At 58.5% G+C, this 19083-nt stretch carries 20 protein-coding genes; 9 read left to right on the forward strand and 11 right to left on the reverse strand.

The genetic code is table 11. The features are described 5' to 3' along the window. Positions 1-241: 241 nt before the first annotated feature. From PTE31013_RS12910 to PTE31013_RS25370, 7 genes are all read right to left on the reverse strand, one after another. The gene (locus tag PTE31013_RS12910) at positions 242-1813 is read right to left on the reverse strand and encodes a DHA2 family efflux MFS transporter permease subunit (protein WP_150613192.1); all 1572 of its coding nucleotides are present in this window, start codon (positions 1811-1813) and stop codon (positions 242-244) included. Positions 1814-1830: 17 nt separating this feature from the next. Next, the gene (locus PTE31013_RS12915; RefSeq protein WP_246174433.1) at positions 1831-2865 is read right to left on the reverse strand and encodes an HlyD family secretion protein; all 1035 of its coding nucleotides are present in this window, start codon (positions 2863-2865) and stop codon (positions 1831-1833) included. A 128-nt stretch (positions 2866-2993) separates the two neighbouring features. Continuing rightward, on the reverse strand, positions 2994-3428 hold the full coding sequence (locus PTE31013_RS12920; protein WP_150613373.1) for a MarR family winged helix-turn-helix transcriptional regulator: 435 nt from the start codon (positions 3426-3428) through the stop codon (positions 2994-2996). Positions 3429-3556: 128 nt separating this feature from the next. Next, positions 3557-4471, reverse strand: a complete 915-nt coding sequence (locus PTE31013_RS12925) for a LysR family transcriptional regulator (RefSeq protein WP_150613194.1) — start codon at positions 4469-4471, stop codon at positions 3557-3559. A 99-nt stretch (positions 4472-4570) separates the two neighbouring features. Continuing rightward, the gene (locus PTE31013_RS12930) at positions 4571-5146 is read right to left on the reverse strand and encodes a Rossmann-fold NAD(P)-binding domain-containing protein (RefSeq protein ID WP_343039552.1); all 576 of its coding nucleotides are present in this window, start codon (positions 5144-5146) and stop codon (positions 4571-4573) included. A 14-nt stretch (positions 5147-5160) separates the two neighbouring features. Continuing rightward, positions 5161-5367 (reverse strand): Rossmann-fold NAD(P)-binding domain-containing protein, encoded by a 207-nt coding sequence (locus tag PTE31013_RS25310; protein WP_343039551.1) that lies wholly within the window; start codon positions 5365-5367, stop codon positions 5161-5163. A gap of 25 nt (positions 5368-5392) precedes the next feature. Then, a complete protein-coding gene (locus tag PTE31013_RS25370) occupies positions 5393-5503 on the reverse strand; it encodes a GNAT family N-acetyltransferase (RefSeq protein WP_174978547.1) in 111 nt (36 codons plus the stop codon). Between the two features lie 38 nt (positions 5504-5541). On the opposite strand from PTE31013_RS25370, the gene PTE31013_RS12940 reads away from it, so the two are divergent. After that, positions 5542-5940, forward strand: coding sequence for a MarR family winged helix-turn-helix transcriptional regulator (locus PTE31013_RS12940; protein ID WP_150613195.1), 399 nt, complete (start codon positions 5542-5544; stop codon positions 5938-5940). A 198-nt stretch (positions 5941-6138) separates the two neighbouring features. On the opposite strand, the gene PTE31013_RS12945 is transcribed toward PTE31013_RS12940, so the two are convergent. Together PTE31013_RS12945 and PTE31013_RS12950 are read right to left on the reverse strand one after the other, a co-directional pair. After that, complete coding sequence (locus PTE31013_RS12945) at positions 6139-6813, reverse strand: RraA family protein (RefSeq protein ID WP_150613196.1); 675 nt, start codon at positions 6811-6813, stop codon at positions 6139-6141. Between the two features lie 16 nt (positions 6814-6829). Further along, the gene (locus PTE31013_RS12950; RefSeq protein ID WP_150613197.1) at positions 6830-7612 is read right to left on the reverse strand and encodes an SDR family oxidoreductase; all 783 of its coding nucleotides are present in this window, start codon (positions 7610-7612) and stop codon (positions 6830-6832) included. Between the two features lie 685 nt (positions 7613-8297). Here PTE31013_RS12950 and PTE31013_RS12955 point away from each other — a divergent pair. Then, positions 8298-9014: a GntR family transcriptional regulator gene (locus PTE31013_RS12955; protein WP_150613198.1), complete on the forward strand. Its 717-nt coding sequence runs from the start codon at positions 8298-8300 to the stop codon at positions 9012-9014. Positions 9015-9217: 203 nt separating this feature from the next. Beyond that, the gene (locus PTE31013_RS12960; protein ID WP_150613199.1) at positions 9218-10444 is read left to right on the forward strand and encodes an NAD(P)/FAD-dependent oxidoreductase; all 1227 of its coding nucleotides are present in this window, start codon (positions 9218-9220) and stop codon (positions 10442-10444) included. Between the two features lie 548 nt (positions 10445-10992). On the opposite strand, the gene PTE31013_RS12965 is transcribed toward PTE31013_RS12960, so the two are convergent. Then, the gene (locus tag PTE31013_RS12965) at positions 10993-12012 is read right to left on the reverse strand and encodes a LysR substrate-binding domain-containing protein (protein ID WP_150613200.1); all 1020 of its coding nucleotides are present in this window, start codon (positions 12010-12012) and stop codon (positions 10993-10995) included. Positions 12013-12277: 265 nt separating this feature from the next. Between PTE31013_RS12965 and PTE31013_RS12970 the strand changes: the two genes are divergently transcribed. The 4 genes from PTE31013_RS12970 to PTE31013_RS12985 are packed head-to-tail and all read left to right on the forward strand — an operon-like array spanning position 12278 to position 15099. Then, the gene (locus PTE31013_RS12970) at positions 12278-13090 is read left to right on the forward strand and encodes an aspartate dehydrogenase (protein WP_150613201.1); all 813 of its coding nucleotides are present in this window, start codon (positions 12278-12280) and stop codon (positions 13088-13090) included. A gap of 13 nt (positions 13091-13103) precedes the next feature. Beyond that, positions 13104-13379: a hypothetical protein gene (locus tag PTE31013_RS12975; protein ID WP_150613202.1), complete on the forward strand. Its 276-nt coding sequence runs from the start codon at positions 13104-13106 to the stop codon at positions 13377-13379. A gap of 9 nt (positions 13380-13388) precedes the next feature. Beyond that, on the forward strand, positions 13389-14213 hold the full coding sequence (locus PTE31013_RS12980) for a DODA-type extradiol aromatic ring-opening family dioxygenase (protein ID WP_150613203.1): 825 nt from the start codon (positions 13389-13391) through the stop codon (positions 14211-14213). Between the two features lie 43 nt (positions 14214-14256). Beyond that, entirely contained in the window at positions 14257-15099 is an 843-nt protein-coding gene (locus tag PTE31013_RS12985; protein ID WP_150613204.1) for an alpha/beta fold hydrolase, read from the forward strand. A gap of 76 nt (positions 15100-15175) precedes the next feature. On the opposite strand, the gene PTE31013_RS12990 is transcribed toward PTE31013_RS12985, so the two are convergent. After that, positions 15176-16132: a VOC family protein gene (locus PTE31013_RS12990; protein ID WP_174978549.1), complete on the reverse strand. Its 957-nt coding sequence runs from the start codon at positions 16130-16132 to the stop codon at positions 15176-15178. Positions 16133-16431: 299 nt separating this feature from the next. Between PTE31013_RS12990 and PTE31013_RS12995 the strand changes: the two genes are divergently transcribed. Continuing rightward, a complete protein-coding gene (locus tag PTE31013_RS12995) occupies positions 16432-17847 on the forward strand; it encodes an NAD(P)/FAD-dependent oxidoreductase (RefSeq protein WP_150613206.1) in 1416 nt (471 codons plus the stop codon). Between the two features lie 90 nt (positions 17848-17937). After that, the gene (locus tag PTE31013_RS13000; protein ID WP_246174436.1) at positions 17938-19077 is read left to right on the forward strand and encodes a porin; all 1140 of its coding nucleotides are present in this window, start codon (positions 17938-17940) and stop codon (positions 19075-19077) included. The last annotated feature ends 6 nt before the right edge of the window (positions 19078-19083 follow it).

Consider the following 19083-nt stretch of genomic DNA (forward strand, 5'->3'; position numbering starts at 1 on the left):
TGAGGTCCAGGTTGTCGCTCAGGACCGTGTCTATCAAGTTGTCGAGCGTTGCGTCGTTGAACTGATGCCACCACACCTTCGCATCGGTGCCGCTAGAGGGCACGTTCACCGACCACGTAGCCGGAGCAACCGCGGAAACTGAGTCCTTCAGTTCCGGATGCGTTGCCGGCTGCACCGCACATCCCGCCATCACCAGGCTTGCCGCAGATGCCATTAAAAGAGTATTCATGTCCAACCTCAATTAGTGTGCATCCGGCGGAGGCGCGGAAGTCGAAAACGGATTCGAGAAGAGAACGCTCACCACGGCAACGACGAAACACAGGGACAACACGTAGAAGGTGTCCGAGAACGTCAAGGTGAGTGCTTCACGAAGAATCAGGTGGTGCAACGACGCAAGGCCGGATTGCGCTGCATTAACCGTATCGCCCGCAGTCATCGTCCAGCGTTGAACTTGTTGATTCAAGGCGCCCACGACTTCCGGTTGACCTGCGGTCACGCTCTCGTTCAGACGAAGATAGTGGAAGTTCAGGCGGTCATTGAGCATCGTTGCGCTGACGGCGATTCCGATCGCACCGCCGAGGTTACGCATAAGGTTAAACAGACCACTCGCCGATTTGAGACGCGACGCAGGCAGCGACCCCAAAGCCATGGTTACAATCGGAGCGATCGAAAATTGTTGACCGATACCACGAAGCGCCTGCGGGAGGAGCAATTGCTGCCAGCCCCAATCGTGGTTCAACGGCACGTACAAGTAACAGCCGATCCCGAAGAGAACAAGTCCAAACGTCATCAAGATGCGAAGGCTGATATACCGGGTGGCCAATGAGTAGGCGACGAGGCCCACAAGCTGGAAGCCGCCAACCGAAAGCAGTGCGATACCGATTTGCAAGGAGTTGAAGCCTCGAACTTGCGCCAGGAATAGCGGCGTAAGGAAAACGGATACAAAGATGCCGATGCCGATGATGAATGACAGCAGGCTTCCGATACCGAAGTTGCGAACAAGAAGCGCACGGATGTCGACAATGGCGTCCTTGGCGGTGAGCGCGTGGACAAGAAACAAGAACCCGCAGATGGCTGATATCCAGGTACACGTGATAATCAGGTTGTCGCCGAACCAGTTTTTCCGCGGCCCCTCTTCAAGCACATACTGAAGGCAACCGAGGAAACCTGACATCAGGAGAATGCCAAGGTAGTCACCGGACTTCAGCAGTTTCAGGTCGGGTTTGTCGATATTGACGTACTTCGGAACCATGACCGCTACGAGAACGCCCGGGATGAGATTCAGATAGAAGAGCCAGTGCCATGACCACTGGTCCGTAATCCAGCCGCCGATGACTGGGCCAATCGCCGGAGCGAGCGACGCCAATGCCCCAATGGTGGTCGATGCCACGATGCGTTGCTTACCAGGAAACAGGACGAAGGCAGTCGTGAAGACGGTCGGAATCATCGCGGCGCCCAACGCGCCTTGCAGGCCGCGGAAGATAATCATCGAGTCGATGTCCCACGCAATGCCACACAGCATGCTCGTGACAGTGAACCCAACCGCAGATGCAACAAAAAGCCACCGCGTTGAAAATACTTTCGACAACCAGCCAGACATTGGAATCACCAGGATTTCAGCGATGAGGTAAGCCGTCTGAACCCAGGACAATTGGTCCTGGCTTGCCGACAGACCGCCGCCAATGTCTCGCAGGGATGAGGCAACAATCTGGATGTCCAGCGTCGCCATGAAGAATCCCAAACACATCAGAGCGAAAGCAAAAACGCGTTGCTTTAACGGCTGTAGTGCAGGATCACCGATTTGCGTGGTCATAATGGGCTCCGGACGACTCAACTGCCGCGCTTCTTGTCACCGGCAGCCGTGTGAACCGTCACGACCGACGAGAGACCGGGACGCAGCATTGCTGCCATACCCGCCGGGGTGTCCAAATGTATGCGCACGGGCACACGTTGGACAATCTTCGTGAAGTTGCCGGTTGCGTTCTCCGCGGGAAGCAGGCTGAACGTCGCGCCAGTTGCCGGGGCGAGGCTTTGCACCCGCCCATGAATCACGATGCTCGATGCATCGAGTTGCACATCCGCGGTGTCCCCGACCTGCATTTTCCTGAGTTGGTCTTCCTTGAAGTTGGCATCAACCCAAAGTCCTTCCGCCGGCACGACAGACAAAATTGAAACGCCAACATTGGCAAGCGCTCCGACTCGGGCAGTGCGATTACCGATATAACCGTCGACGGGGGCCCGAATTACGGTGTATTCGACATTGAGCTGTGCGACTTGCTGGGCGGCGAGCGCTGTATTGACGCGAGCGCTTGCATCGTTGAGTTGTGCCGCCAGGACGTCCAGTTCGCCCGTTGCGGCAACGACCGCAGCATTGCTCTTTTGAACTGCTGCCTGCGCTTTCGAGAAGTCGGCGTTGGCACGCTCCACAATCTGGTTCGACACAGCATCGTCTTTCACCAGTTCGCGGTAGCGAAGCTGGTCCGAGTGCGAACGCGTGAGTTCGGCCTTTGACGCCGCCATCTCGGCTACGTGCTGCTTGATAATGGCTTGCTGAAGTACCTGCTTCGCCTTCAGCTCGTCAACAGCCGACCGAGCGCTCTGGACTTCCGCGCTCGCTTGCGCAAGCTTCGCATCGTAATCACGTGAGTCAAGGCGCACTAACACCTGGCCGGCTTTTACGTGTTGGTTGTCGTCAACACGAATCTGGTCAATGAACCCGCTCACCTTAGGGGCCATCACGGTAACGTTGCCCCCCACATACGCATCATCTGTTGTTTGCTGGAAACGCAGCACGAAGTACCAATAGCCCGTGGCTGCGGCGAGAACGACGATGACCATCAGGACAGCGAGCTTCATCCACGGCAAAGGCCGGGCTGTCGCAACTGCGACAGGGGGCGCGGCCGAGTTTGATACATGAGTTTCTGGGGAATTAATTAGTACACCTATTTAAACGATGTGGAATTTCAGGAAATTTATAACCAAGAGCCCTCGGCTTACGCTTGCGACGACAACATTGTGCCGATGCGAAACAACTCTTCTCGCAGTCGAACCGCCGCCAGCGCGCCAAACCTATGCTCAAACTCCAGTTTTGCCGACTGCCAAAACTGCGCTGCTTCTTCTTGCTTCGTCTTCCCTTTTTCAGTCAGGGCTAGCAGCAGGCGCCTTCCACCGTCTTCCGCAATGCTGCTAACGTAGCCGTTTCTAAGCAAAGGCTTCAAGGCGCGGATGACCGTCGTACGTTCCATCACCAACGTCGCGGACAGGCATTGCATGCTCTGCCCCCGTTTCAATCCAAGCGCCGTCAAAACGATGAATTGCGTTGGGGTGACCCTGGCTGCCGATAAGTGACGTTCATACAGGTGGGACACCTGCCTTGCCGCTTGCCTGACAGCGAAACAGTCATCGTTCTGGAGAGTTGGGGTGTGCATGTGCACAATGTACGGCGCCAGCGGGGCGACATCAACGCGACCCACTGCATTTGATTCATACAGTTTTGACAAGAATCGGTCGCCACGTGCGCGGCGCGCATCCGTTGTTCCGAAGCGGGACGAGACACTCAGTCTTTCGCAGAGGCCGCAAACGGCTCGTAGAAAGCAGCGGCATGCTCGATGAACACGCGCACTTTCGCCGGCATCAAGGACCGGGTGTTGTAGGCGAGACGAATTTCGATGGCACCGTCGACGAGGGGAAAGTCCTGCAGGACCGGCAACAATTTCCCTGTATCCAGTTCGAGCTGTACCACTGCCTGTGGGATCACGCCAAGCCCAAAGCCCTCAAGCACCATCGTTCGGTTGAACATCGGGCTGTTTGACGACACTTCTCCTTTCAGCGGCACAGTGACTTCTTCAGTGCCGGCTTGAAAGGTCAGTTCCTGTCGTCGGATACTGGGCGACATGGTGACAAAGGTATGGCCGGCGAGGTCCGCCGGTTGCCGGGGCAAAGGGTGTTGTTCCAGATAACGAGGTGAGGCAACGAGAATTTGAGGAATCCGTTCTAGGAGTCGCGTGACGGTCAACTCACTGGACAGCATATGGGGGACGACTATCCCCAGGTCGTAGCCATCGGCGACCAAGTCAACTGGCCGTTCGGAAAGTGTGACATCCAGAATCACTTTAGGATGTGCGCGCTTGAAGCTGGCAATGAGTGGCACGAGGCGATTGACAGTCGCTGTCGTATGGGCGACGAGTCTCAGTATCCCGGTCGCCTCAACCGTGTGATTGACGGCGTCGGCCTCCATTGCGTCAATTTCCTCGAGGACGCGAATCGCACGCTCGTAGAGCCTTTCGGCGGCCTCGGTCGCTGACATCTGGCGCGTCGTTCTATGGAACAGACGATTCCCCAACTTTCCTTCAAGGCCGGCGATGGCCCGAGACACGACTGGGGTTGTGACAGTCAGCATATCCGCAGCCTTGGTGAAGCTGCCGGCTTCCATGACGGCTCGGAAGTGTCGCAGGCTTTCAATGTAGTCCATGGCAGTGAATTCCAGTTGTTGAAGGCTGCGGTGGACAATCGCGCACCGCCGAACGCGTATCGTTGGAACGTGTGGCTGCGCTCGTAGGTAACTTGCAGCCTAGTCGGCGAACGCCGCCGCATGTTTTCGGATGAACGTTTCGACGGTCATCGGTGGCTCGCCGGTGATATCGGCGACGACGTTGTTCGTCCCCGCGAAAACACCATTCTGGTAGTCCAGAGCGACGGATAAAAGATGCTGCGCGAACGTATCGCTGAACTTGCTATCGCTATCGAGACGCTTTTTGAAAAGCTCAAGGTCGATTGGCTCATATCTCACATCGCGGCCTAGCGCGCGTGCCATCTCCGCAGCGATTTCGTGGTGGTTCATTTCGACCGGTCCATATAACGGGTAAATTTTTCCCGCATGGGGTTCGGGTTCACGGAGAATCGCCGCGATGACCCGCCCCTGATCTTCAGCCGCAATAGGCGCATGACGGCCCTCGCCAAACGGGAGTCGAATCACGCCATCTTTCTTTATGTTGGCAACTTGTCCTGGATATGTCAGCCATTGCGCAAAGAAGGTTGGGCGGATATGCGTCACCGGAGTCTTGAAGCCGTCAAGCACGCGCTCCGAAATCCAATGGTCGCGCGCGGCACGGCTTTTTGCAGTTCGCCGCGCGGAGATTTGCGACATGTTCACGATGGCGCTCAGGCCGGCCTCTTCGGCAGCCTGCGCAAATAGGCGCTGGCCTGTATACCGCCCGCCTCGATGGGAAATACAAAGTATGCAGAGAAGATTCCCTGTAGCGCTCTCGCCACATCGTCGAGGTCGGCGAGGTTACCGACGATGACATCGACGCCTCGCGACTCGAGCCGCTCGCTTCTTTCGCTCTCTTTGCGCACCAGGGTTCGCACTTTTTCTCCGGCGCGTAAGAGTGCGTCAGTCGTTAGATGAGGGTGCACGCGTCATGACGGTCACATGGAAGTTGCGGGCACGCCGGAAGCCTAGCTGCCGATAAACGCGAATCGCCGGTTCGTTTGTGGAGAACACATGAAGGAACGGAATCTGTCGGCGCGCTACGCAAGGCTATGCGCCGGCTATCTCAGTTGTACGACGCGACGCTCGCACCGTGCGGCCTGAGTTCGGCACAAAGGTCCCTCCTCGTGCACATTGAAAGAGCCGGGAGCCCTTCAATGACCGAACTGGCGCATGCCATGGTGCTGGACCGGTCGGCCCTGGCCCGCAACATCAAGCCGCTCGAGAGAGATGGGTTTCTGGTGCAGCGGCCCGATTGCGATGACGGACGAAGCCGTCGGGTAGAACTCACAAGCGCCGGTCGAGCAAAGCTCACGGAAGCCAATCGTTTGTGGCGGAAAGCGCAGAGTCAGTTCGAACAAGTGTATGGCGAGGAACGCGCCGCGGCCCTGCGCGTTGCGCTCTCCGAAATCTATTCCGACGAATTCATCGAAGCATTCGGTCAACCCTGAGTTCAAGCGAAATGCTGCAACCCTGGTCCTCGATCAGGGCTACATCCATATGGACGCGTGTCGCTCTGTCCGCGTAGCTGAGTCTGTTTTGCGCCAGTGAGTCGAGCAGCTTCAACGCGAACGCCGGGGCGTTCCCCCTCAGAGCAAAGCCATCACCCCGGAGCTACAGCGTATCCAGGCGGCATCCCGCCGGCGGGATTAGACGTGCCCGTATTTGTCCAGTGCGGCTTGAAGGCTGAGCCCTGTCTCCAGATCGGAGCGGATAGCTTTCTCTTTCTCCGTCAAACGCTCGGCCTCAACGAGAACTCTCTCTACAACCTTTGCTGGAATGACGATCGCACCGTCTTCGTCGGCCAGTACAAAATCCCCGGGATTCACCCGGACCAGTTTCGTTGTCGCTCCGCGCAGGAATACCGGAACCTGCGCTGCATTCACTTTCCATCGAGCAATTGACTGCACCGGTGTGCGATACCGGGCGTAGACGGGAAAGTCCTGCTTCCCTATCCAGCTTACGTCCCGGATTCCGCCATCCACGAGAGCGCCTGCGCAACCGCGCTCCTTCATTCCTATCGCTATGAGCTCGCCAAAATAGCAGATGCCTTCGCCATCACCGCTCCATACGCTGATGTCACCCGGCTGCAGTTGTTGGCACGCCCGCATTTTTTCTGCGTCTCCCCCCAGCTCGTAGGGAGACATCTGCCCGCGGATGGTATAGGCCCAGCCCGCGAGGCGTCCAGCCGTCGCCGGATAAGGCGAAAACTCCGGGGCAAGTCCTTGATCAAGGTAACCCAGTTCGTCCAGCGCATCGCCCACGTTGGATGTATCGACTTCCAGATAGCGTCGGCGCACGTCTGCCTTGTCTTCAATATTCATTTTCTCTCCATGGTTATCAGATATTCGGGATGTACCCACCATCGACGCGCACGATCGATCCGGTGATGTACGACGCACGCTCGCTTGCCAGGAATGTTGCGACCGCACCGTATTCATCCGGCTTTCCGTATCGTCCCACTGGAATTGTTGAGACGCTGTCGGCAATGACCGCTTCCACCGGCCGTCCTTCTCGTTTGGCCCGTGCTTGGTCCAGTTGCCTGATCCGTGCGGTGGCTATGCGACCTGGAACTATGATGTTCGACGTAATGCCAAATTGACCTAGTTCGGATGCAAGTGTCTTGGACCAGCCTACCAGCGCCGATCGCAGCGTATTCGATATACCAAGATTCGGTATGGGCGCAATCACACCGGAAGACGCGCTGGTGATAATGCGTCCCCACCCGCGCTCTTTCATTCCGGGGATGACGGCATCTGCCATCGAAATCAGCGAGAGCACCATGGAGTCAAAGTGCGAGGCCCAGAGGACTCGGTCGACAGCATGAGCTTTGCTCGGGGGAGGACCACCGGAATTGTTGACGAGAATGTCGACCGTACCGAGCTTTGCGACAACGTCGTCAAGCTTGCGAAGGCTATTCCTGTCGGCTAGATCCCACACCAATGTCATGTGTTCGCTCCCGGTTTGCGCGAGGAGTCGATCCGCGTGCTCGAGAGCCTCCTCGCTGATATCACACACGACAACCTTCACCCCCTCTTCGGCCAAAGCTAGCGCAATTGCGGAGCCCAGCCCTCCACCTGCGCCATGAACGATGGCAACGCGTCCTTCAATTCCAAGTTTCATTTAGTAATCCTAAAATTTCATGTGGACCACTCCGCACTGGATCGCATGGTACGGGCGGCAGTCGAATTCAACGACGAGACCAATCATTCTGGATGGCCCAGCACATTTTCCGACTGTCCCGCTGAGACTTTCAGGGATAACGTACATTCACCAACCCGCACAGGAATTTCGCATCCTTGAATGGAGTCATCCGCGCGACAATTCACGTACTGGCAAGAAGGAAACTACGTTGCCATCAGGCATCCCAACGATGGCCAATGACAGAACTCAAACGGAGTGTTATACGCGTAGCTATTGCGATGGAACGTCAACGTCTAATGGCAGGTCGTTGACGGACGATCCAATTTTGCGACCGGTTCGCGCGACGTACAACACAAAAGAACTGATGTATGCGCCCTCATGCGCTCATGCATGCGGGCGCAGCCACTCGAAGAGCTCCTTCAGGGTGAGGCGCGTCAGGTATTTGACAGGGATGCTTCGACGTGTAGGCTTCGCGATGGACAAAAGGATCAGACGAACCTCTACCTGCAAACCGGTAGCAGCGACGGGCACGCATGAGTACAAATGATGCATGCCCGCTGACTTTAGCGATCGCTGCTGAAAAATTGCGCGGTATACTGGCTGAGAAGCTACGCTCATCGATGACAAAGCCCGTCCGTCTCTTCTCTCCCTGGTAATTTCTGGTATGAATAGCCCTCGACGCGTTGTGCAAAGCGATCGTCTTCGTGATCAAGTCTATCGAATGCTTCGAGAAGATCTGCGCAACGGCAGCTTCTATACTGGCCAGCGGCTGGTGGAACTCGAACTCGCTGCACACTACGGCGTTTCGCGCACGCCGGTACGTGAGGCGCTCTTCCAGCTTGCACGGGAAGGGCTCATCACGGATTCAGACCGCGGCTACAGTTTGCCGATAGACACACACGACGATTTCCTCGACCGGCTCGCCGTTCGCCGAGGCCTTGATCCACTTCTTGCCGCACATGCAGCGCAGCGCGCAACGCCTGCCCAGGTGCGCGAACTGGAACTTCTCCTTGAGAGGATGCGGGCGGCACATGAAGCCGGCGATTTTAAGGAGTTTTCCAATCACGCCCATCTCTTCCGCCTCACGCTGATCGAGGCGGCACACAATGTGGCACTGGATCGCGTATGCCGGGTGCTGGAGGATCAGTTCCTGATCATGCGAAACAAGCAATACCATGACGTGAGCAATCGGGCACTGGCCGTACAGTTTGAGGCGAAGCTGTGCCAAGCCATCAAGCAATCCGACCCCGATAAAGCTGCGCAGGTTGCCCGCGAGTACATGGAGGCCGTGATCCGTATCTTTGGGGAGTCCGTCGAAGACACTTCACGGCCCTGGATCGCTCCTCGGCAGCGGCATAGTGATGGCACAGTTGTCGGCTGAGACGGATCGCACACATCCGCGTTTGACCGCCGACCGAAAAGGCGCTCGGTTAAGCGAGGGAGGTCAATCTGCATCGGTGGGTGCCAAACTGGATGCATGACTGATGCTCATGGACATGCGCTCCAAAAATGATTTGAAGGGGCCGACAGTTACCCGGTACGCTGCTATCAATCTGAATTTGATACGGTAGAGGATACGGAATAATGGATCGCCCGATTGTCATCATAGGTGGAGGCGTGGCCGGTGTTTCAGCGGCGGAATCGCTCCGGGACGGGAAATACGCAGGGCGGATCATGCTGCTTAGCAACGAAGCCGCACGCCCTTATGATCGCCCACCCCTCTCCAAGGAGGTGCTGCGCGCCGACGAACTTCCCGCGAACATCTGGTTGCGCGATGAAGACTTCTATCGCGGGAGGGGGATCGAACTGATGCTCGGAGTCCAGGCGGTTTCGATCGACGCGGAGGGCCATTCCGTTGCGTTGTCCGACGGCCGTTGCCTTGACTACGAGAAGTTGCTACTGGCGACGGGCTCGCGAGCCCGGGTATTTGATGCATTACCACCTGGCGCTCCTCACGTGCATTATCTGCGCACGCTGGAAGATGCAAGGGCGCTCAGGCAGGAGATGACTGAGTTTGACGGTCGGCGCCACCTACTGGTGATTGGTGCGGGCATCATCGGTCTGGAGGTTTCCGCGGTAGCGCGGACGTTCGGGCTTGAGGTCACGGTGATCGAACCCGGCACACGGCCGCTTGGGCGCTCTGCAAGTCCCATTCTCTCCGCTTTTCTGGCGAAAGCACATGCGGGCAAGGGCGTCGATATTCGCTGCGGAATCGGGTTGTCGACGGTTGAGCCTCTTGGCGAGGGGTATCGTGTGACTCTGTCAGATGGTTCTACGCTGGACGTGGCCCTCGTGCTGGTCGGCATTGGCGCTGTGCCGAACCTGGAGCTTGCCCGGGACGCGGGCATCGAAACACAGCCAGAGGGGATTGTTGTCGATGGCCTGGGGCACACCAGCGCGCCGGATGTCTACGCAGCAGGCGAGGTGGCCTTCCATTTCAATCAGCGGTTCGGCGGGCATCGCCGCGAAGAGACCTGGCAGCATGCCGCGGATCATGGTGTGCACGTCGCCCAATGCATGATTGGCGCGTGCGAACACGCGTACACCGCCACGATGTCGTACTGGACTGACCAGTACGACTGCAGCGTGCAGGTCTTTGGCAATCCGCATGGTACGAGCGAAGTTATCCGCGGGGATTGTGCCTCAGGTTCATTCTCGATTTTTCATCTCGACCAGTCGTCAATCTGTGGTGTCACCACGGTCAATGCGTCGCGCGAAATGAGAAAAAGCAGGCCGCTGGTGTTGAGGGGAGCCGTGATACCAGGCGAGGTGATTGCGGATCCGGCGGGGGATCCCTGGCAATACAGCTGACGCCCGCCGGTCGTTTCCAGGTGAGCTTGTGTCGTCTCTGTCATTCAGGCATCAGGAGATTGTTCCGATGCGCCCGGTCACCGTAATGGGGCCAGAATTTTGACGCGCAGAGCGTATAAGCAACTGAATGACGCGCTCTGAACGCATGCGACATCTGACAATGGGCTCCTCGATGACCGAATCGGCGTACTGAGCAAATAAGGCATGGAATCTTGTGCCCGATTCTGCCCACTCGTCCCGCGTGCTTGCATGCAACGGAGAATGCCCATTCATCGGATGGAGCGCTCGCTTGAGCATTGCGATCTGTGTGGGAGGGCTACGTTCAGAATCTCCTGCCGAAGCGATTCGTGGACCTTGCGTAAAAGCGCTGGTGCTGGTTGTGTCTCGATGGTCTTTCTGAGGCGGCCGTTAACACTTCCAGCCAGTGCATTGCACCTTGAGCCCAACCTTTTTCCGACTCCACAGCGCCATACAACCTATTCGAATGCGGCGAAACCCCGGACCATCCAACGACAGCCGAGGTATCGCCTGCGCTGAACGATGCGGACCTAGACGGCCTGCACAATGCGCATGACTTGGGGTAACCGGGTAAGCGGCGCAGGCTCGATGGCCTTTTCATCCTCATGCAGATGCTGCCCCGCCTCTTCAAGCAGCCAGTCGCGCATCGCGATGACGGCGGGATCGTGCTGGCTTGTTTCGCGCATCAGCAGACAGTACTCGCCGGCGCTTGGAACGCGGGTCTGGATCGGGCAACACAGATCACCTTTGTCCTCCAGGCCTGCGCAGATGACACTGGGCAGCAGTGCAATGCCTTTGCCCTCCTTGGCCGCTTCCAGGGCCATGAAGAAATGGCCGTAGTCGACCATCTCAAGCGGGGGAAGTGGACCGATGCCGTGACAGGCAAACCAATCGTGCCAGGCGTTCTTGCGCGTGGCATTGTTGATCAGTCTGAATTTAAGCAGGTCTCGAGGCTCGACCACCGGGCCTATCTGGGCCGCGAGGCGGCGCGACATGACTGGGACCAGCGTGTCGTCGAATAGCGGCCAAATGTCCAGGCCCCGCCAATGATCCGTCATGACCAGATCGATTCGCGGGCGGGAAGGACTGTACCGTTTTCCGGGTAACCGGCCCACGCGGATGGCGATGTCGATTTCCTTATTCTGCAGGTTGGCCGGTTCGATCGATGAGACAAGCCGGACCTCGATGTCCGGATGCTGTTCAGTGAAACGGGCAAGCCTTGGCATGAGCCAGTATGAGGCCAGTGTGGGCAGCACATCGATTGTCAGGACCCGGTGTTTGTCACGCAGACATCGTCGTGTCGCGTCCTCGATCACGTTGAGCGCGAGCTGCACTGACTCCAGATAGTCGCGACCAGCGTCGGTTAGTTCAATGCGCCGTGTGAGCCGGACGAACAGTTTCTGGCGCAGAAAATCCTCTAGCTGATGCACCTGTCGGGAGATGGCACCCTGGGTCAGGTGCAGCTCTTCTGCTGCCAGAGTGAACGACAGCAGGCGACCGGCGGCTTCAAAAGCGCGTAGCGCCAGCAGTGGTGGAAGACGTTGGGCCATCGTGAACCTCTTTCAACGTATGGTGTAGGTATGCATGCGCAATCGTGCTGCCATGAACTTCAATGTATACAGCACACAAGGAAAGGAAAAGCAGAAAAGTATTCGTGGCATCGGTTTAGGGGAAAGTCCTGATGCGATCCATGAGTGAAAGGAATGCGTACCGGCCAAAAAATGGTTTGTGGTCCAGCTTTCACACTCCTAACATCACCTCACGACTTCTCTGGCGACATAAGGGAATGGAAATTCTTTTGAATGCGGGAAAAATATGCAAAAGCAGGTGGTGAAGGTCGGGATTGCGGTGTTGGGTACGGTGGGCAAGAAGGTTGCCGCTGCGATCGATCAGGGCGTGTCCGGCGTGAGGCTCGCGGGCGTGGCCGCACGCGACAAGGACGCGGCCACGGAGTGGCTTGGTCAGTTGAGCAGCAAGCCAGGCATCCTATCGTTCGAGGAGATGGCGCAGGAGTGCGACGTGATTGTGGAATGTGCGCCGTCCGCCTTGCTGCCGGATATTGTCGAACCTGCGTTGCGAGCGGGGAAGACTGTCGTAGTCCTGAGTTGCGGCGCCCTGCTGGCTCGCCCGGACTTGGTCGAGCTGGCTCGGGAGACGGGGGGGCGTATCCACGTGCCGACCGGTGCGCTACTTGGTCTCGACGCCGTGGCGGCGGCGGCCGAGGGCAAGATTTCTTCGGTGCGGATGATTACGCGCAAGCCCGTAAAGGGCCTGGTCGGAGCGCCGTTCCTGGAAGAAAACAGGATCGACATCAGCGCAATCCAAGCGCCGATGCAGGTTTTCTCCGGCACGGCACGCGAGGCGGCGGTGGGCTTTCCGGCCAACCTGAATGTCGCGGTGGCATTGTCGCTGGCTGGCATTGGACCAGATGCCACCCAGCTCGAGATATGGGCCGATCCGGCCTTGACCCGCAACACTCATACGATCGTGGTCGATTCCGATTCGGCGCGATTCGAAATGACGATCGAGAACATTCCTACGGAGAACCCGAAGACTGGCCGAATCACGGCACAGAGCGTGGTGGCGGCACTTCGCAAGATGGGCGCACCGCTTCAGGTTGGCACGTGAGGGGACCACTTCCATGCGACCACCTGTCGAACTTCACCGCCTGATCTCTGCGGCGATGCGCAGCAGTGACCTGGCGGCGCAGCTCCGTTCGAATCCGGATGAAGTGTATGTGACCTGGCAGGTGCCCGAGTGGCAGCGGGAGCTGCTTAGCGGGGATCTGTGGTCAGCCATGGAGCAGATCGGGGTTCATCCGAACCTGCGCTTCAAGTTTCTCGCGCTACGAGGACAGCTTCAACTGAAGTCCGTCTCGGTCGCGCCTTTTCTCGATTCGCTGAAAGCGCGTCACTGAAGGAAAACCATGGGACGAATCGTCAGTGCAGCAGCTACCTCCCATACGTTCGGCGCATCGGAGGGAGCCGAAAAGGCGGTGGAGCGTGTGCGCGCCGGTATGGCCGAGATCGGCAGGGCGATAGCCGACAGCCGTCCGGATGTCCTCGTGATTGCGTCAAGTGATCACCTGAACAATTTCACGCTCGATGCCCAGATTGCGCTTGCCGTTGGAATTGCGGACGAATACGTGCCGCTCGGCGACATGGGGGTACCGCGCAGACCTTTCCGAGGCAATCGTGAATTCGGTGCGGGTTTTGCAGCGTTTTGCGCAGAGGTCGGCTTCGATCTGACACCTCTGGAGATTATCCAGCCCGACCACGGCATCGGATTCCCGAATGCGTTCAGCAACCCGGACGGGCAGGCTGCGTTGGTGCCGCTTTACCTGAACACCGTGATGTCACCGACGCCCTCCTGCGCGCGGGGATTTGCGTTGGGCCAGGCACTGAGGAGCTTCGTGAAAACGTGCCGTCCGGAGGGTGAGCGGGTGGCGATCATCGGTAGCGGTGGGCTGTCGCACTGGGTCTGCCATCCCCGTTCCGGTGAAGTGAATGAGAAGTGGGATCTGCGCGTGATCGACTGTCTGGTCTCAGGTCAGGGCGCTGAGCTTACAAAACTCACGCGGTCCGAAATCCTGGATGAGGGCGGGAACGGCGGCCTGGAAATAGCGGCCTGGGCGTTCGTGGCCGGCGTGGCTGGTGCGGCGACCGGCCGCAGAATCTATTATGAGCCGCTCACCTCGTGGTGGACCGGCATGGGCGGTGTATTGATGAGCATCGCCGACGAAGCCGCCTGACGGGCGGATACCGGCGAAAGACTTTCTGGGGAACACGAGTACGATGGACGAACTGAAATTGCCCGTTTGGGCCGCGAACGCTTCGCGGACTGTCACCGTGGACGGCATCGAGACGCATTACTTCGAACTTGGCAATGGGCCGGCGCTAATCCTCGTCCACGGCGGAGGGCCGGGTGCGGACAGTTGGGGCAACTGGCACACCTGCCTGCAGGAGTACGCGAAGAACTTCCGGGTCATTGCGTACGACATGCCCGGCTTTGGTCGGTCGTCCAAACCATCGCCGGAGACCTATCCCTACGACCAGGCAAGCCGGAATCGGCATCTGATCGGTCTCATCGAAGCACTGAAGCTCGCACCGGTCAGCCTGATCGGCAATTCGATGGGCGGGGCCACTTCGCTGGGGGGGTGCCTTGAGCGTCCCGATCTCGTTGACAAGCTGGTTCTGATGGGCAGTGCGGGACTCGCGGTCAACAACCCGGACCCCGGTGCCAAGGAGACGCTGAAGCGCTACGACTATACGCTGGGCTCGATGCGTGCCGTCATGGAAACGTTGACGGGGCCTGGCTTCAAGGTTGAGGAGCAGATCCTGCAATATCGCCATGCACTGATGCAGGACCCGGCCGCCCAGGCTGCGATCGTCAGGATCGTGCGCTCCGACCTGACCTATCCGGAAGGGCGCATCGCGAGCGTCAAGACGCCCACACTCGTGGTAGGCGGGAAAAGAGACAAGATCGCGGTGCCAGCACGCAACTTCCGTTATCTCGAGTTAATCGAAAACTCGTGGGGCTTCTTTATCCCGCACGCGGGGCACTGGGTGATGCTCGAAGCGCCAAAGGTGTTCGTCGACGTGACGACGAAGTTCCTGCTTGGCGACTTGGACGAATAAACGGTTCAGTCAGCAGGTGACGCTGTTACTCGGCGCCGTCACCCCGTGATGGGATGACGGCGCTTTTGCGTGTGCGTCAGAGCAGGAACGGTAAATCCTCGCTGCTCGCGGTAGCGATGGTCTTGGGTGTCCAGTCCCTGTTGACGTACAACTGCATCACAAGCCCGTCGGTATCCTGGACGCAGACGGCGTGACGGGACGCGTGATCGACTTCGCGGACGATTTTGCCGCCGAAATCGCCAACACCCTTCGCGGCTGCGCGGAGATCGTCTTCCGACCAGACTTCTACGCCCACGTGGTGCATTCCGGGCGTGAACCGTTCGTCTCGAGTCAGCGCGATGTCACCAGTACTCGCTGTACCCGCCAGCAGTACCGAGGTGCCATCCTGGCTGCTGAAAAATGGGCGCAGGCCTGCCACTTCTGTATAGAACCGGTACATGGACGAGAAGTCTCGAGTGACCAGTGCCATATGGGTGACGCGCTTGCCGCGAACCAGCGTATCTGGCAGCTGTTTCAGATTCGGGTTCGGGTTGTACAGATGCCGGGTGTCGGGCACGTTTGTCTCGCCGGGGATCCACCTCGGCTTCTGCTTGACGATGATGCCTCTGCGGGTCGCCTCCCAGTCCTCCACCACATCCGCATAGAACTCAATTTCGTTACCGTCCGGGTCCTTCAAGTAGATCGAGCGGGCCACGTCGTGGTCGGCAGGGCCAATGAACTGGATGCCGGCTGTGAGTGCAGCCTTGTATGCATTGACCAGATCCGCCTCCGAGTCAACCTCGAAAGCTAGATGGTTCAGGCCGGGCCGCTGGCCCGCCTTCGCATACTTGCTTCTGATGTCAACGAGTGCAAAGTCATGATACGTATTGCCGTTGCTCAGGAAGCTGGCGAGGTTATCAGGCTGCCGATAAGCCTCGGCAAATCCGAATACGTTGCGATAAAAGTCGCTCGCCTTGACATAGTCGGAGACGAACATATTCGCGTGTGCGAGACGGCGCGACAAAAACAGTTTCTGTGAGACGTTGCTATCCATAGAGAATACCCGTAGATGAGTGGGAAAGCAGACGGCCGGATCGGCATCTGCCTGCTCTCCCAACCCTAATCGTTCTGACTCTGGGCGCACAAACGATTTATACGCGCAATGTGCATGAGCGAAGCTCAAGTATCGATTTAAAAAATGGATTCTCGCTCGGCGCAGAGTTGAACGACGCATCGATTTTGATGCATGACTCAACGTCATCCATGGTGACACTTTAATTCCGTTGTCCATCAATTTCGGCGAGTCTAGATTGCGTCCATCCCCACGACATAAATTCACTAAATTTCATCCCAATGCCGGAATACTCCAACTCCTTCTCTGACTCGAGTGACTTTCGCGTAATCGTCGTGGGTGCCGGCGTGACCGGTCTGTCTGCCGCGATTGAGCTTGCGGAAGCAGGCGTACCAGTCCTGCTGTTGGAAAAGGGCGATGTCGGCGGCGAACAGAGTAACTATGCGCTGGGATGGGTGCGCACAACCGGTCGACAGCCAGCGGAAATTCCCGTCAGCTTGCTTAACCGTGCCCGCTTTGATGCCCTGATGCCGGACGCCGCGCGGCTTGCTTACGGTGTGTTGTTCTGCGCCAAGGACGAGGCCCAACGTACACGGCTCGAGCAATGGGCGGACGTTGCGGCTCAGTACGGCGTGAAGACGCGCCTGCTGGACGCTGCTGGGACTGCCGCACGCCTTCCTGGTTGTACCGTCGGAACGGCGGGTGCTCTTCTCACCGAGGTGGACACATCGATTGATCCGCGACGCCTCGTGCAGGCGCTCGTCGCACGTGCGACCGCTCTGGGCGTGGAAATTCTCACCCGCCGCGCGGTACGCGCGCTCGACATGACAGCCGGGGCGGTGCGCGGCGTTGTGACAGAAACGGGAATCGAGCGGGGCGCCGCTGTCGTTCTTGCCACCGGAGCATGGACGCGTTTGGTGCTGCAGGGCGCAGGGTACACATTGCCATCAGTGAAGGTACGTTCGTCTCTCGTGCGCATTCGCACTGCTGCACGCTTGCCGCCTGGATTCATCGGTTGCGCCGGTGTGGCGGGTGTTGGCTATCGCGCTGATCCGGATGGCACCGTGGTCGTCGGACTTGAGAGCGGAAATCGACTGGAGGTGACGCCGGACGCATTGCGTTTCGCGCCGCGATATTTGCCGATGTGGTGGGCGCACCGTGGCGAGATCAGCCCCTCGCTTGGGCGAACGTTCTTTGATGAATTGTGTGTTGGCCGCGGGTCCTATCAGGGGCGGACTTCTGCCTACGAGCAAAAACGTACCTTGCGCCCCGAGCCTCGGCGGGCGTTGACCCAACTGACGATAAGCCGTTTTGCGGAACTGTTCCCATTGCTAGGCGATATCGAGCCGGTTGAAAGCTGGGCAGGCTATCTCGACATGACGCCGGACGGCTTGCCGGTGATTTCGGCAGTAGAGCGGACGCCGGGGCTGTTCGTGGCCACCGGACTGAACGGTAGCGGGCTCGGCACGGGGCTCGCCGTGGGCAGTCTCGTAGCCTCGCTCGTGATGGGGCGCACACCGGAGACAGACGTCTCCCCGTTTCGACTCGATCGCTGGTCCCGTCTTGCTCAGCCGGCGGGAGGCAACCCGGAGAAGCACGCAGCGCAATCAACGCAAGCAACGACCGGATTACCGGGTGTCGCGGGACCATCCGCCCCGACACAGGCGAGCTCATGCACTGAAAACGCACCACAGTAGACAGCAGCAGATGACTTCGTTTCCTTACCCCTAACCATTGAAACCATGCAAATAAAACATATACGGCGACACACGCGCATCAAATGTGCGATGGCGAGAACTGGCGTTGCGGCGGCTGCGGTCCTGGGATGCTTGCCAGCCGCACATGCACAGAGCAGTGTCGATCTCTATGGCATTGTCATGAGCGGCGTGATCTGGACGAACAACGTAGCCGGTGGCAAGAGCACGGGCATGGCAGAGGGGCCAAGTCGCTGGGGCCTGCGGGGTCAGGAAGACCTGGGGGGGGGGATGAAGACCGTGTTTCGCCTGGAAAGCGGCTTCGCGCCCAGTACGGGCCAGTCGTTTCAGGGCGGGCGCCTGTTCGGGCGCCAGGCTTATGTCGGATTGAGCGACGGCTCGTGGGGCACGATAACCTTGGGCCGGCAATACGACTTCGCCGCCGACTGGCTCGCGCAGACGAGCGCGCCGTATCGCTGGAACGGCTACTTCGCGCACCCCGGCGACAATGACAACTTCAACTACCAGTTCCGCGTGAACAATTCGGCAAAATACGTGAGCTCGAACCTGCAGGGACTGCAGCTCGGAGCGATGTATAGCCTTGGTGGTGTGGCGGGCAGCTTCGGTAACCAGAGCGCAATGAGCTTCGGCGCGAAGTATGAGAACGGGCCCGTGAAGGTCCAGGCGGCGTACTTTCACATGAATCATCCGGCGCTTGCTGCCGCTGAGGGCAACTGGAGCACGATACTGTTCCCGCAGGTATCAGCGACCTCGCCGCTCCACAACAATGGACTGAACCCGTCGAGCATGGACGTCTACGGCATCGGGGGGACATATCAGTTCGACAAGACGACTCTCGGCCTTCTCTGGAGTCACAGCGACTACAGGAAACTTGGCGATGCCGCGGACAGGCTCTCCGAGGCAAACGTGCGCTTCGACAACATCGAAGCCAACGTCGCGTACAGCGTCACGCCTCAGATACAGCTCGTCGGCGCTTACACGTACACCGTCGGCAAGGTAAGCCAGACGGGCTTCGCACCCCAATATCACCAGATTAATGCGGGGGTGAACTACTTCCTCTCGAAGCGCACGATTTTATATCTCGCCGGCATTTATCAACGCGCCGCTGGTGACGCTACCAACGCCAACATCGAATGTGCGGGCTCATCATGCGAGGCGAGCAGCTCAAAGAACCAAGTTTCAGTGCTCAGCGGAATCTTCCATGCTTTCTGAGTCCGG

This window comes from Pandoraea terrigena, assembly GCF_902459705.1.
GTDB classification, from domain to species: Bacteria; Pseudomonadota; Gammaproteobacteria; order Burkholderiales; family Burkholderiaceae; genus Pandoraea; species Pandoraea terrigena.

Bases quoted from the DNA above. Each gene is read 5' to 3' on its own strand.
- PTE31013_RS12995 (WP_150613206.1), top strand. From the start codon at position 16,432: ATGCCGGAATACTCCAACTCCTTCTCTGACTCGAGTGACTTTCGCGTA.
- PTE31013_RS12980 (WP_150613203.1), top strand. From the start codon at position 13,389: ATGGGACGAATCGTCAGTGCAGCAGCTACCTCCCATACGTTCGGCGCA.
- PTE31013_RS12985 (WP_150613204.1), top strand. From the start codon at position 14,257: ATGGACGAACTGAAATTGCCCGTTTGGGCCGCGAACGCTTCGCGGACT.
- PTE31013_RS12975 (WP_150613202.1), top strand. From the start codon at position 13,104: ATGCGACCACCTGTCGAACTTCACCGCCTGATCTCTGCGGCGATGCGC.
- PTE31013_RS12950 (WP_150613197.1), bottom strand. From the start codon at position 7,612: ATGAAACTTGGAATTGAAGGACGCGTTGCCATCGTTCATGGCGCAGGT.
- PTE31013_RS12945 (WP_150613196.1), bottom strand. From the start codon at position 6,813: ATGAATATTGAAGACAAGGCAGACGTGCGCCGACGCTATCTGGAAGTC.
- PTE31013_RS12990 (WP_174978549.1), bottom strand. From the start codon at position 16,132: ATGGATAGCAACGTCTCACAGAAACTGTTTTTGTCGCGCCGTCTCGCA.
- PTE31013_RS12955 (WP_150613198.1), top strand. From the start codon at position 8,298: ATGAATAGCCCTCGACGCGTTGTGCAAAGCGATCGTCTTCGTGATCAA.
- PTE31013_RS12960 (WP_150613199.1), top strand. From the start codon at position 9,218: ATGGATCGCCCGATTGTCATCATAGGTGGAGGCGTGGCCGGTGTTTCA.
- PTE31013_RS12970 (WP_150613201.1), top strand. From the start codon at position 12,278: ATGCAAAAGCAGGTGGTGAAGGTCGGGATTGCGGTGTTGGGTACGGTG.
- PTE31013_RS12920 (WP_150613373.1), bottom strand. From the start codon at position 3,428: ATGCACACCCCAACTCTCCAGAACGATGACTGTTTCGCTGTCAGGCAA.
- PTE31013_RS12910 (WP_150613192.1), bottom strand. From the start codon at position 1,813: ATGACCACGCAAATCGGTGATCCTGCACTACAGCCGTTAAAGCAACGC.
- PTE31013_RS12965 (WP_150613200.1), bottom strand. From the start codon at position 12,012: ATGGCCCAACGTCTTCCACCACTGCTGGCGCTACGCGCTTTTGAAGCC.
- PTE31013_RS12930 (WP_343039552.1), bottom strand. From the start codon at position 5,146: ATGTCGCAAATCTCCGCGCGGCGAACTGCAAAAAGCCGTGCCGCGCGC.
- PTE31013_RS13000 (WP_246174436.1), top strand. From the start codon at position 17,938: ATGGCGAGAACTGGCGTTGCGGCGGCTGCGGTCCTGGGATGCTTGCCA.
- PTE31013_RS12925 (WP_150613194.1), bottom strand. From the start codon at position 4,471: ATGGACTACATTGAAAGCCTGCGACACTTCCGAGCCGTCATGGAAGCC.
- PTE31013_RS12940 (WP_150613195.1), top strand. From the start codon at position 5,542: ATGCGCCGGCTATCTCAGTTGTACGACGCGACGCTCGCACCGTGCGGC.